General features: G+C 62.0%; 7 protein-coding genes. 6 read left to right on the top strand and 1 reads right to left on the bottom strand.

The window, feature by feature from the left end; translation table 11 throughout:
* Positions 1 to 54: 54 nt before the first annotated feature.
* Positions 55 to 648 (bottom strand): hypothetical protein, encoded by a 594-nt coding sequence (locus TF1_RS04090; protein ID WP_152436222.1) that lies wholly within the window; start codon positions 646 to 648, stop codon positions 55 to 57.
* Positions 649 to 1,893: 1,245 nt separating this feature from the next.
* On the opposite strand from TF1_RS04090, the gene TF1_RS04085 reads away from it, so the two are divergent.
* The 6 genes from TF1_RS04085 (at position 1,894) to TF1_RS04055 (ending at position 13,266) form a co-directional block, all read left to right on the top strand.
* Positions 1,894 to 3,444, top strand: coding sequence for an exonuclease domain-containing protein (locus TF1_RS04085; protein WP_061783641.1), 1,551 nt, complete (start codon positions 1,894 to 1,896; stop codon positions 3,442 to 3,444).
* A 271-nt stretch (positions 3,445 to 3,715) separates the two neighbouring features.
* Positions 3,716 to 4,639 carry a DNA-processing protein DprA gene (locus TF1_RS04080; protein WP_016188304.1) on the top strand — a complete coding sequence of 308 codons (924 nt, stop codon included), beginning with the start codon at positions 3,716 to 3,718 and terminating at the stop codon, positions 4,637 to 4,639.
* A 623-nt stretch (positions 4,640 to 5,262) separates the two neighbouring features.
* Entirely contained in the window at positions 5,263 to 6,207 is a 945-nt protein-coding gene (locus tag TF1_RS04075) for an ABC-three component system protein (protein WP_234351641.1), read from the top strand.
* A complete protein-coding gene (locus TF1_RS04070) occupies positions 6,204 to 6,464 on the top strand; it encodes an ABC-three component system middle component 6 (protein ID WP_011291164.1) in 261 nt (86 codons plus the stop codon). The genes TF1_RS04075 and TF1_RS04070 overlap by 4 nt, the downstream gene beginning before the upstream one ends.
* Positions 6,454 to 8,190 carry an ABC-three component system protein gene (locus tag TF1_RS04065; protein ID WP_011291165.1) on the top strand — a complete coding sequence of 579 codons (1,737 nt, stop codon included), beginning with the start codon at positions 6,454 to 6,456 and terminating at the stop codon, positions 8,188 to 8,190. Before TF1_RS04070 ends, TF1_RS04065 begins: the two co-directional genes overlap by 11 nt.
* A gap of 603 nt (positions 8,191 to 8,793) precedes the next feature.
* Positions 8,794 to 13,266 carry an AAA domain-containing protein gene (locus TF1_RS04055; protein ID WP_061783640.1) on the top strand — a complete coding sequence of 1,491 codons (4,473 nt, stop codon included), beginning with the start codon at positions 8,794 to 8,796 and terminating at the stop codon, positions 13,264 to 13,266.
* Positions 13,267 to 13,469: the final 203 nt, after the last annotated feature.

Genomic DNA, 13,469 nt, shown 5'->3' with positions numbered 1-13,469 from the left:
CGGAAGGCGAAGGCCGCAGCGAACCCCCGCTGGTCTGGTACCGCGTTGGGGTGATCACTCTTCCTGAGTGAGAAGCTGCGCTGTTTCCGGAGGCCCGTAACGTCCCGTACCGGGATGGAAGACGACGTCGTCGCGGAAACAGTAGTAGAGCTGGTGCCAGTTTTCCAGCTCCCGAGCGTGCTTCTCCCTGTTCTTATGCAAATAGTTTTTTCTTAGCACTACAAAAGCTACGAGAGAGGCTCCTGCCAAGAAGGTGGTGACGCCGTAGAAGGATCCCGCGAAAAGGAACATGATGGCAAGGCCGGAGAGAATGCTGGAGATCCATCCTTTGAGGCTAAAGAGGCTCTTCAAGATGCCTCTTTCCCACTCTTTGGCCATAATAAATATGCATACAACAAGAACGACGGGTACCCCTGTCAAGAATCGGATGAAATCCGGTCCGAAAGCTGCGAGGGCGTAGATGGCCCCTATGAATATGAGGCATCCGGGGGGATCCCAGGGGTGCTCGTAAGAAAGCTGGGAAGCAAGACTGTTCTGAGAGAAATGCCTCACAGAATAGGAGCTGTCCCCCACCCACCCGGTGGTGTACCCCGTCGTGCTTCCTGACCCTACAATCGACGACACTTTTCTTATCTGGTCGTTGTTCAAGCAGACCGGGCATTGGATCACGGCGGTCCTCCGCTGATCACTGCAGGTTGACTCGCGCTCGCAGACTTCTCTCAGAGCACATGATTCACCGCGGGTTTACAGCACCCGGACTCTGCGGATCAGTCCGGAAGGCGAAATAGAACTGAGGGCGCGGAAAATCAAAGAATCAAGCCGCGTATGAGTACTGAGCACGCGTCGACCATGCGAGACCCCCTCATCGCCGAGAGCGGACTGTCCCCCTGTGTCCTGCTGTCGCAGTGCTACCTGCTTTTTACCACACCGAAGACAAGAAATGCACGAGGAGAAAGAGATTGTAGGCCTATGGAAAAGGAAGCTAATGCCAAGTTGCCAACTTTTCTTTTCTGCTTTTCGTGGTGATCGGTAGAGGCCCTCGTGCCGCTGCCGCTGTTCAGGTCAGGGAAATATCCGCTTCGACGGGTTGCGTTCTTTTGTTTCTGGAAAATCCTTTCCTGGCGGGCTGTATGGTGGACACAGAAGGAGCATCCGCTTCGGTGTGCGGCGGGACCGGTGGCGTCTTCCCGCAGCCAGCAGAAGTACGCAGACACTGTCCGCTACGCCACCGCGGGCCCGGCATCCCGCAGGGGCACTCCCAGAGCAGTCAAGCCCGCCTCGAGCGCCAGGAGGAGACGGCCACTTGGGGGAGCAGGCTCGAACAGCGGGCAGCCAGTCGAAGCCTCACGCCACAGACAGCGCAACCAGAAGAAGCGAGGATCGAGGGCGAGTGCACACAGGGGGAAAGGCCGCAAACCCGTCATGGAAACCGGTTAGTCACCCACGACCGCTGCGTTTGATCAACGACTCTCAACAGCGGTGGAAACCCCTGTTCGGAATATAAGAAAAAGCGCAACAACCGTTCCCTGATTCAGTGCGAATTCAGGCCAGAATGCTATCGGGCGCTGCAATCACCGTCCGAAGATAGAACAGATAATCCTTCATTATTACGCGCCCAGGAAAACAGGAGCAGAACCCCTATCCCAGGACCTTGCCTGAATCCACAGCCAGCACCCGCTCAAGACCTCGTCCAGCAAACAAGACGAACAGTATCCTGACCGACTCTGCTGCCACTACTGAAAGCTCACGCTACTGCACGCAGCGCAAAAGGAACAGGCGTTCGGGAATCAAATGCCCGCTCCACAAAATTAGGGAATTTCCGGCACTTCTCTTCAAAAATTCTGCGGTGTGGGACATCGTAGCGAAGGCATACAGTTCTCCGGAGGTTCCCCCATGGTGTTCCACTACGGGCGACTCACCCGACGCGGCGGACTCGACCCCCGCACGCTCACCTACGCGGTCCTCGACCTCGAAACCACCGGCCTCAACCCCAAGCGAGGAGCCCGCGTCTGCGAAATCGCCGTCGTACGCATGCGCGGCGACGGCACCGTCCTCGACGAATACTCCACCCTCGTCAACCCTGGATCCTCGATCCGCAACTCGGCATTCCACGGCATCACCGACACCTGGGTGAAAACCGCGCCCAGCTTCGACCAAGTCGCCGGCGACCTCCTCGCCTACCTCGACGGCGCCATCGTTGTCGGCCACAAACTCGACTTCGAAGAAAAATTCCTCGCCGCCGAATTCGCCCGCCTCGGTGTTCCCCTCACCGGCATCCCCGGACTCTGCACCCTCGTCGCCGCCCGCTACCAACTCGACCGCTATGGCTACCGCCTCGCCCACCTCCACCACCTCCTCACCGGCCGGTGGCCCACCGCGGAACACAGCGCACTCGGCGACGCCCGGTCCCTCGCCGCTGTCCTCACCGAACTCATCAACGCCGCTCCCCAACCCCTCCACTGGGACGGACCAACCCCCGCGCCCCTCCCGCAACTACCCCGCACCCGCATCATCGCCCCCCGCGCCGCCGCACTCCGCAAAGGCAGCGAAGGCTGGCTCGCCACCCTCACCGCACGGCTCCCCCTCATGGTCGACTCGCCTCCGCCCCGGTCCGAGGCTCTCGACGACTACCAGGCGATGCTCGCCCACGCCCTCTCCGACGGCCGCGTCGTCGGCGAAGAAGCCGAACAACTCGCCCTTCTCGCCTCCCACGCCGGACTCACCCAAGAAACCGCGCGCGGCGTCCACGGAGAATTCCTGCTCCGCGCCCGCGACCGGGCTGAAGCCGACGGCGTCGTCACCGCAGCAGAACTCCGCGAACTCCAACGCGCCGCGAAAAACCTCGCAGTCAGCCACCTCATCAGCGACCTCGAAGAAGCCGCTGCAGCCGAAAAAGCACGCCGCAACGGGCCCCTGAAAGGCTGGCGGATCCTCCCCGTCGGCGAAGGCAAAGAACTCACCGACGTCATGGACTACGCGGTTGACCACGGCGCGAAAGTCGCCGCGAACGTCACCAAGACCGTCCGGCTCGTCATCGCCCCCGACGGCGTAGAAACCACCAAAACCGCGCAGGCCAGGGAACGAGGAGTCCCCATCCTCACCCCCAAAGAAGCCTGGACCCTGCTCAGCGCCGAAGTCGAACAGAAGCAGCGCGGGGCAGCACTCGTCGCCGACACGCGGGCTGGGGACGTGGCTGCGCGCATCGCCGCCGAGCAAGCCCACGAACAGGCCGGGGAAACCACCAACGAATGGCACCAGTTCTGGCGCCCCCGCGAACTGACCGACGCCGAATACCGGGTCAAGTTCGTCGACCGGTTCGCCGACGAAACAGCACCGGTCTTCACCTCGAGCAAAACCACGCAAAACGGAGGATGCGCCGGGGCGATCCTGCTCCTCGCAACCCTCGCCGGTGCTGCGGGCACGGTGCCGGGCCTGGTCGGTTGAGCCTGGCTTCACACGTCCTCGCTGGCCGCACGTGGACGGCGTATGCGGCCAGCGAGGACCGCATAGCCGGGGGAGTCAGCGGTTCCGCTCACCGGAACAGCAGCATCAACCAGGCTGCTGGCCCTCCCACAGTGAAGGGAAAACGGCATGTCTCTGGTGGGAGCTATGTTCTCGCTGACATGGCTAGGACCACATTGGCGGAGTAAGCGGATGGGAGGGCGGTTCCGTGCCAGTCTCCGATCCTCAACAGGAACGCTCCCATCGAACCGCTATGCAGCAACGTGAAGAACGGGCCGCCCTGTTCGCTCTGCTCCTCGCCAAGCGCACCGCGTGGTCGAAGATCGTGGAGGAGATCCTCGACGCGGACAGCGTACGGGCCGTCCTAGAGAAGACTTTCCGGACGCGGAACATGCCCTGCGGCACCGAAGACAGTCCACTTGAGCGTGCGATCGCCAAAGCCCGAGCTTTGCTGGACCAGTGTGCCTCGCACGGAGTCGGTGTCCACGCCTTTTGGGAGGACCACTATCCAGCGGCGCTCCGCGAAATCCACGAAATGCCTCCAGTGGTCTTCACCAAAGGCGCAGTCGCCCATGACCGTCGTGCCGTCGCCGTTGTCGGACCGCGCAGACCGTCCCCGCGAGGCCGAGCAATCGTGAGCGGCGTCGCCGAAGCGCTCGTCGAGCGGAACATCACAGTCGTCAGCGGACTGACAGCGGGGGTCGACACGGTGGCGCACACTGCTGTCCTCCGCCGAGGAGGCAGGACTGTGACTGTGCTTGGAACTGGGATCAACCACTACCGCCCGCGGGGCAGCCGGAAGCTCCAGCAGGAAACCGCTGAGCGGGGGATGGTACTCAGCCCATTCCTCCCCGACACCCCTGCCGCACGGGAAAACCTCACACTGCGAACCGCGGTGATGAGCGGTTACGCGGCCGCCACCATTGTTGTAGAGGCTGGAGAACACAGCAGTGCGCGCGCCCAAGCGCACATCGCACTCCGCCACGGGAGGCCGGTGATCTTCACCCAGGAACTCCTGGCCAACCAGTGGGCCCGGGAGCACAGCGAACGTCCCGGAGTGTACGTGGCATCGGGGATAGCGGAACTGGTCGAAGTCGTGGACAGCATCCTCGCAGAGGCCACGATGACCGCCGATGAATTCATCGCTGCGCTGGAGACGTCGACATTTGACTGGTGAAGCTCGGTAATTCCAGATCTCATATGCAACAGGCCAGTTAAAGAAATGTGCATCAGAGTGGATAGAACTCTCTGTAACCTGTTGTCAAAAATCATTTGGATGTTCGGAGCGGGCTACTCCGCTGATCCATGATGCTTGAGAGCACGTGGCAGACTGGAGGCCGTATTTTTGAAGAAGGACATCCTGGACTTGCAGGATCATTAGAGTGCAAGATTTATTCGAAAGTTCTGGGTCGCGAGGTGGCTTTCCAGTTCTTGTGCTCTGATTCAAATATCTGGAACTAGGCCTCTCTCCTGGCGTCATGAGCCGGGGCTCGGAATTAACGAGAGCGAGAACCTTGTTCGCTCTCCTTGTTCCCGAAGGAAAGCACATGACAAACGCCAGGAAGACTTCTGTGCTCCAGAACTTCCCCTTAATTGGTCAATTGTGAGAACCATTCCTCGGGTAACCATCAATAGTAATCATTGGATTGATTCTAGATGAAGGGAGATGGGCCAGTGTACTGGCTTGCCAGGGTGCCCTGCTTCTCCTAAATGCCAAATAGGGCAAACCTATGGCAGCGGTCATAGTGCGCTTGGTAAAAAGGAGCGACAAACTCAGCCAGGCAGAAGTAGAGGACAGCGGTGGAGTCTTGGCAACGGTTTCTCGTGAGACCGATGGTGCGAGCAAAACTCAGCGAACTGCACGGCCAAGAGTTCGAGTCCTTTTTCCATGACTTGATGCAGCTTCGCTATCCCGACTTCGTGCCGGTTCGTACCCAGGGCCGTCTGGGAGACCGCAGCGCAGACGGGCTCACCATCAACGATCGGAAGCTCTACGCGTGCTACGCGCCGGAGACCTACAACGCGTCCGAGATCAGCAGGAAGTTCACCAAGGACCTCACCGGTGCTTTAGAGAAGCGCAGGGACGAGTTCGACACTTTCGTTTTCGTCCACAATGACCTCCGCGGCGTCGGGCCGGTGATCAGCTCAGAGATCAGCAAAGCCCGGAAGGACCACCCTTACCTCAAGTTCGAAGTGTTTGGAGCATGCCGTTTCATCCAGGAGGTCTGCAAACTCGACGTTTCGGACGTAGAGGACTTGCTTGGGCAGAGCCTTCCGGCGAAAGAGGTAGTCGTCGGCGTCGAGATGGAAGACCTCGCCCCGCTTCTCGCTGAACTAGGAAAACGGCGGATACAAGCAAGGCCGTCAGATGTGATCCTTCCCCCGCCGCGCAACAAGCTCGAATACAACGGATTCTCTCCGGACCTGCGGGACGAATTGATAAGCCGGATGAAGTACGTCCCCCTCGTCGAGGCCTACTACCAGCAACGGAACGACCCGTTTGAACGAGACAACACCGCTGCCGCCTTCCACGCCGAGTACCAGCGGATAAGCCAGGAATACTCGGATCCCGACGAGATCCTCTACCAGATGCAACAGTATGTTCTCGGCAATAAAGCTCCGACAAGAGAGGGGTACGTCAACGCACAGGTCATCTTGATGTACTTCTTCGGAGAGTGTGAGATCTTCGAAATCCCGCCGGAGGACTGGCAGCCGTCGAACGAGTACGCGGAGGTAGCAGGGTGATCACCCCGACAAAGGGCATCGCACCACAACGCGCTCTGCTTGCAGTCGGCGCGCAGATCCTGCTAGCCACGGAACACCAGCCCGTCACCGTCACCCAGGCGTGGCGGCGGCTCAAGAAGTGGCGAGCCGAGAACCGGCACACCTCCCCCATTCCCTTCTGGTGGTTCGTCCTGGCCCTCGACGTCCTCTACGCGTTGGGAGTGGTCGAACTCCGCAACGACATCCTTGTGTTCCGGGAGCGCCCCCATGCTGCGTGAACTCGGATCGGACGATCCCCGCTTCCGTACAGTCCGCTTCCGACCAGGGCTCAACCTGATCGTCGCGGATCGGACAGCAACCTCCACCCCTGACCAGAGCCGCAACGCCGTCGGCAAGACGAGCGTGGTGGAACTGCTGCACTTCCTGCTGGGGGCAGACAAAACCGGGATCAAGCTGATGGACGACAAAACCATCAGCCAAGCAACCTTCCGGCTCGACATGGACTGGCCGGGACAGGAAGACCCGATCCGAATCAGGCGGAGCGGCCGCAGCCCGAACGAGATCCTGCTGAACCCGGACATCACACAGGAGTCACACACCCTCTTCGAGGACGAAAAGCCCGTCACACTCAAAGAGTGGCGTGCTGCCATTGAACGAGACCTGTTCGGCATACGTCCCGAGGACAAAGGACTCAGCGGACGCATCCTGCTCAACCTCTACATGCGCCGTGAGGAGAAAGGCGGGTTCAAAGACGCCCTCAAACCTGCAGAGCGGACCTCCGCTCACCTGGTCACCACTAACCTGTCCTACTTGCTCGGCATGGACTGGAGGTTGGCCCGGCGTTACGTTGACCTTTCCGAGCGGGAGGCAACCAGAAGGAAACTCGTCGCTGCGCAGAAAGACCCTGTATGGGGCAAGATTGTCGGTTCGTCAGCGGAGCTGCGAGGACAGATTCGTACAGTCCAGCAGCGGGTCAACGAGCTGGAACAGCAGATCAACGAATTCAAGGTGGTTCCCGAATACGAAGAAATCCAACGGGAAGCCGACGAGGTCAACAGACGCATCCGCAAGCTCCGCAACGAGGAAGCCGTCCACCGCCGCAACCTGGAAGAACTGGAACAGGCCGTCACCGATGTCTACGAACCTGATGATCGCTACCTGGAGAGGGCCTACGCCGAACTCAACGTCATCCTCGGTGACCAGGTACGGGCACGCTTCGACCAGGTTAGGGAATTCCACCAAGCGGTAGTGCGTAACCGTCGGCACTACCTGCAAGAGGAGATCACCCAGCTCCGGGAGCGAATCAGGGCCAGTGAACAGGAGCGCGAAGAATTAGGTCGGCGACAGGCTGAACTCATGAGAATCCTGAACGAGGGCGGTGCTCTGGACACGCTCACCGTTTTGCAGAACGCTCTCGGCCAGGAACGCGCACGTCTTGAAGCGCTGCAACACCGGCTCGCCGCGGCGCAGGCCCTCGAGCAGAGCAAACGAGAGATCGACCGAGAAAAAGACCGGCTCGAAGAGGAGATGCAGATTGACATCGAAGAACGAGCCGAGGTCGAACAGCAGGCCCACGCCCTGTTCAGCTCATTCGTCCAAGAGCTCTACGGGAACGACCGCACGCCCTATCTCGCTTTCAAAGCACGCAAGAGCTCGCTGGACATCATCCTCCAGCTCGACAGTGACAGCAGCAGCGGCATCTCCAACATGAAGACCTTCTGCTTCGACCTGACCTGTGCGATCATCGCGCACCGAGAAGGACGCGGCCCAGACTTCTTGGTCCACGACAGTAAGCTCTACGACGGAGTCGATGAACGCCAGGTGTACCGGGCGTTGACGCTAGCCGCACGACTCATGGAAGACGAAGGCATGCAGTACGTCGTCACCATCAACTCCGACGACCTTGCCAAGGCCGAGAACCTCGGATTTGATCCGGATCCCTACGTCATCAAACCTCGCCTCAATGACACGCCCAGCGGTGGCCTCTTCGGTTTCCGGTTCTAGGGGATCTCCAAGCGGTCGCGGACCTACGACGGAGATCGATACCGCGGTGCATACGGCTGCTCTCTGCCGGGCGGGGCGATCGGACCGGACTCACCTCTGCTATCCGGGGAGCTGGTGTGCGTATCCATGCACGCCCTGCCTTTTGACCACGGACAACCGGTGATCTTCACCCGGGGGTTCCTGGCCAACCAGCGGGTCCGCGACTACAGCAAACTTCCCGAAGTGTTGTGGCATCATCGTGGCCAGCATTCCTGCGGTCCGATGAACGCCGCCGAGTTCATCCTCGTGGGTCAAACCCCCTCAGCGAGCAAAGCGCAATTCCTGCAGCTCCGGGCTCAAACAGGCAGAGTGGTTGATTCCCTGGGTTAGCACTCGGCGAGTGCCGCAGCACAGAAAAACGGGTCGTTGATCTACCGTGCTGTTCTTCCCTGCCGGGGCGGGAGAGCGGCTTCCCGATGCTGTAGCCGATACGACACGCACCGAGTCCGAAAAGTCCCCAAAAGTGATGATTTGTCACCGTTTCTGCTTATTTGGGGCGGTGTCTCGTTACTCTCACCCGACGGAACACACCACGAAACAAACGTGACAGGGTGAGGAGTCTGCATGGGCGCGGAGACTGCGCGACAGGACACCGAAATCGCACGCCGCATCTTCCGTTTCCTCGCGGAAGCAGAACAGACACGGCTCCGTCCGATCAGGACGCTCAGCTCCGCCCATCGAAAACTCTGGTTCAGCGAACTTCCCACAGGCAGCGACTACGTGGCCTCTGGCCTGCTCGACCCAGACCAGAAGGCGTGGCTCCGCATCAAGAGGATCCACCAGCAAGAACCACCAGCAGTCCCTGAGGTGCTCGAACCCTGGATCACCCTCAGTGACCTGTACTGCTACCAGAACACCGAACCGCCGAAACTGCGGGAACGGATCACCGACATCGACCTCGTCGACGACATCGACGACATCGACCTCGAAGCGCCTCGAGAAATCTTCCTTGACGACCACGAGGACCGCGACCAGATCCGGAAAGCCTACGCCTCGTGGAGCGCCCAGTGGATGAAATGGGCGGAACGTGAACGCGAAACCGCGGAAGCCGTCCGGCACTACGAGACTCTCTACCGCATGCGCGAGGAGATGGAAGACCTCGGAGAGTCGTACGAACTCGTGCTCGGCTTCGGCTACCTGACCTGGAAGTCCGACGGGAAACCAGTCGGCCGCCACCTGGTGACCCGGAAAATGGTCATCACCCTCGACGACACCGGCGCCCTCACCCTCGCACCCGACCCGGAAACCCCCGGACTCGTCCTCGAAGAAGACATGCTCGACCCCGACCAGCGGGTCAGCGAAGAAGTCCGGGAAAGCATCACCGCAGAACTCGACCAGGGCGCCGCCTACGAAGGGGTGGAAGGCCTCGAACACCTCCACACCGCCCTCCAAAAATGGAGCATCGAAGCGGCAGCGGACGCCCACTACAGCGACAGCCTCACCCGCCACGCCGACCAAGGCACCGAAGCTCCGCGCATCAGCTTCGCACCCGCCCTCATCCTGCGGGAACGCCCCCGGGACAACCAGCTCAAAGCCCTGCGGGAAATCACCAAGCGCCTAGAAACGTGCGAAGACCTCACCCCGCTGCTGCGGTTCCTCACCGGAGCTGACGACGACCGCAGCAGCCACTCCCTCGCAGACGTCGACGACGAAGACAAGCGCGCTACCCCGGCCCGCGAACCCTACTTCGCGCTTCCCTCCAACCAGGAGCAGCGCTCCATCGCGGAACGACTCGACCAGAGCCACCTCGTCGTCGTCCAAGGACCGCCCGGCACCGGGAAGACCCACACCATCGCCAACCTGGTCACTGACCTGCTCGCCCAGGGAAAGAAAGTGCTGATCACCAGCCACACCGCCCGGGCCCTGCGCGTCCTCAAAGAAAAACTCCCCGAAGAAATCCAAGCCCTGTGCGTGAGCAGGACCGGTGACGGGGTCGAAGCCCAGGAAGAACTCGAAAAATCCGTTCGCGCCATCCTGGAGCGGCGCTCCGACTTCTCCCCGAAACAGTCGAAGAAAGAAATCCGCCGCCTCGAAGAACACTTGGACAAGACACGCCGCGAACGGGCAGAAGTACTGCGGCGGCTCCGCGAAATCCGGGAACAAGAGACCTACCACTTCTCCCCGGAAATCGGCGACTACCAGGGCTCACTCCAAGACATCGCGGAGCGTCTCGCCGCAGAAGAACCCCGATACCGGTGGATCGGCACCGTCAGCCAACCGCAGCCCGCCCTGACCGCCGCCGACGCCCTCGCCCTGCTGCGCGCCGCCCGCAACTACACCCCCGAACAGCGGAAGCGGGCTGCTGACGTGCCTGCAGCCGACCAGCTTCCCACCCCCACCGAATTCCGCGACGCCGTCCACAAGATCACCGAAGCGGAGAAGGCCGCTCAGGCTGCCGAAGGCCTGTGGGAAGGCGAAGCCGACGCCGCCATCCGCAGCCTGTCCCCGGAACGCTGCGCGGACATTACTGCGGCAGTGGAAGCCTTCGTAGCATCCCGCGACATCACGGCACGGCTCAGCGACCGCTGGCAGCAGGCCAGAAACGACGTGCTTGCCGGTCGGGACCGCAGAATCCGGGAACAGCACGCGCAGATCGAACAAGCGATTGCAGCCGCGGAACAGAAAACCGCGGAAGTCGGTGACGCACGCATCACCGGCCTCGACACCTTCCCCCTCGACAAAGCCGCAGAATATGCGGTCCGCCTCCACGACGGGCTCGCCGCAGGCGAGCAATTGCGCGGCCTGTTCGGCATGCGCACCCGGCTCGGCAAAGAAGTCCGGGAATTCGTGGAAACCGTGCGCGTCGACGGCAAAGAACCCACCACCGCTGACACAGCGGCCCTCGTCCGCGCCCGCGTCGAAGCCGAACAACTCCTGGCGGAAACCGAAGAAGAATGGTTGCCCCAGCAGGCGGCCGGCAACGCGTGGAAGAACCCCCGCTCCCGGATCGCGGCCCTCCGCGACGACCTCGACGGGCTCGCCCAGCTCGTGCACCTGGCAGACACCCGCGCACGCGTCGCCACCGAGACCGCGACCGTTCCCGGACTCGCTGTGCTCGACTGGGCTGATCCCACCGCAGTCGACACTGTGCGCCTGCTGCTCACCGCAGCCACCGCGGAACACGCCGCCAGCCCTGCCCGCCAGCTCGTCGACCGCGCCCTCACGGAAATCCAGCACTGGGAAGAACGCGGAGTGGTGTCCGACGACCTCCGGCAGGCCCAGCTCGCCTTGGAAAAACTCGACCCGGACGCCTACGAACACGCCTGCGCGTCCCTCGCCGAGACCCGCGCTGCGGCACAAGCCCGCCAGGCCTACCAGGATGCGTACGCGACCGTTGACGAAGCCCACCCCACGCTGGCACGGGCCATCGCCGAAACCTACGACGACACCGTCTGGGACGAACGGCTCCCCGAACTAGAGAAAGCGTGGGCGTGGTCGGCGTGGAACACACGGCTCGCTGAACTCACCGACCCGGAAGCGGAAGACCGCTGCCGCGCCAAACTCAGCGAAGCCGACAGCGAGATCCGCACCACCATGCGGAGGCTCGCCGCTGCTCTCGCCTGGGACTCGTGCCTGCGGCGCCTCACCCAAGGCCAAGAAGTCGCGCTCCGCTCCTACCAGCAGAGCGTCCGCAAAATCGGCAAAGGAACCGGGAAATACGCTCCCCGCTACCAGCGGCAAGCCCAAGAAAGCCTCCGCGAATGCCGCCCCGCTGTCCCGGCCTGGATCATGCCCATGTACCAGGTCGTCGCCACCATCCCCATGGACACGCCCCGCATCTTCGATGTGGTGATCATCGACGAGGCGAGCCAGTCCGGGCCGGAGGCGATGCTGCTCGCCTGGATCGCCGACCGGATCGTCGTCGTCGGTGACGACAAGCAGGTCAGCCCGGCCAATGTGGGACTCGACCGGGAACAGTTGTTCCGGCTGCAGGAACGGCTGCTCGCCGACTTGTCGCCCTCGCGGCGCAACCTGTTCTCCCCCGACCGGAGCTTCTTCGACATCACCTCCGGGCTTGCGGGCGGCCCCGGGCAGCTCATGCTCAAAGAGCACTTCCGCTGCATGCCCGAAATCATCGGCTTCTCCAACGAACTGTGCTACCAGGGCCAGTTGCAGCCGCTGCGGCAATACGGCGCGGACCGTCTCCCCCCGCTCAAAACCGTCTACGTGCCGGGCGTCGTGGAAGGAAGCGGGCAGCGCCAGATCAACCGGCTCGAAGCGGAACGCCTCGTGGGGCAGATCATCGCCTGCTGCAACGACCCCGCCTACGAAGGGCGCAGCATGGGCGTCATCACCCTGCTCGGTCACGCCCAGCAGACCCTGATCGAAGACCTGCTCGCCGAACGGCTCCCCTTCGACGAACGCAGTGAACGGCGTATCCGCGTCGGCAGCCCGGCCGCGTTCCAAGGCGACGAACGAGACGTGATCTTCATCAGCATGGTCGTCAGCCGGGAAGGCACCGACGGGCCGCGCCGCCTGAGCCACTTCAGCGCGGAAGGGAACAAGCAGGCCATTAACGTCGCGGCGTCGCGGGCCCGAGACCAAGTGTGGGTGTTCCACAGTGTTTCCATCTCCGACCTGGGACAGAACGACCTGCGCCGCGCCTACCTGGAATACCTGAACCGTCCGCTCCACCTGCACGACGGCACCGGGATCGGGGACGTGTCCCCCGACGTCCGCCAAGAACCGTTCGACAGCCTCTTCGAACAGCGCGTGTTCCTCGCCCTGCGCGACCGGGGCTACCGCGTTTACCCCCAATACCAGGTCGGCCGCTACCGCATCGACTTGGTCGTTGAAGGCGGCAGCCGCCGCCTCGCGGTGGAATGCGACGGGGACGCCTACCACAACGAAGAAAACGCGGCTGAAGACGCCGCCCGGCAGCGGGAACTCGAAAGAGTCGGCTGGACTTTCGTGCGGATCCGCGGCAGCCGGTTCTTCCGCGACCCTGAAGCCGCGCTGCAACCCCTGTGGCAGCGGTTGGCGGAACTGGACATCCGGCCCATGACCCTGCCCGCGGAGACAGGCAGCGGAATGTAGCGGCCAGCGATTCTCGAAGCGGAATGTTGGTGGGGGTCGTGGCAGCCGAACACTGCCCGATCCCCACCAAAGATCGTTTTCTGTGTGAAGGTTTTGGGCCGGCTGCTCATGCCAAGAGTGGCACCTAGGCTGCGTTCCGCGTTGATGCAGAAGTCGCTTCTGAGGAATTGAGCCCTCTAGGGCGGGGATAGGGGGCACAAGGT

Origin of the sequence: Thermobifida fusca NBRC 14071 = JCM 3263 (assembly GCF_001592045.1) — a bacterium.
GTDB lineage: Bacteria > Actinomycetota > Actinomycetes > Streptosporangiales > Streptosporangiaceae > Thermobifida > Thermobifida fusca.
Note: the sequence above shows the minus strand (reverse complement) of the source record. Positions and strands in the feature narration are given on the sequence as shown.

What these genes read in the sequence shown, in the direction of transcription:
- TF1_RS04085 (WP_061783641.1), top strand. Translation starts at nt 1,894, where the DNA reads ATGGTGTTCCACTACGGGCGACTCACCCGACGCGGCGGACTCGACCCC.
- TF1_RS04080 (WP_016188304.1), top strand. Translation starts at nt 3,716, where the DNA reads ATGCAGCAACGTGAAGAACGGGCCGCCCTGTTCGCTCTGCTCCTCGCC.
- TF1_RS04065 (WP_011291165.1), top strand. Translation starts at nt 6,454, where the DNA reads ATGCTGCGTGAACTCGGATCGGACGATCCCCGCTTCCGTACAGTCCGC.
- TF1_RS04055 (WP_061783640.1), top strand. Translation starts at nt 8,794, where the DNA reads ATGGGCGCGGAGACTGCGCGACAGGACACCGAAATCGCACGCCGCATC.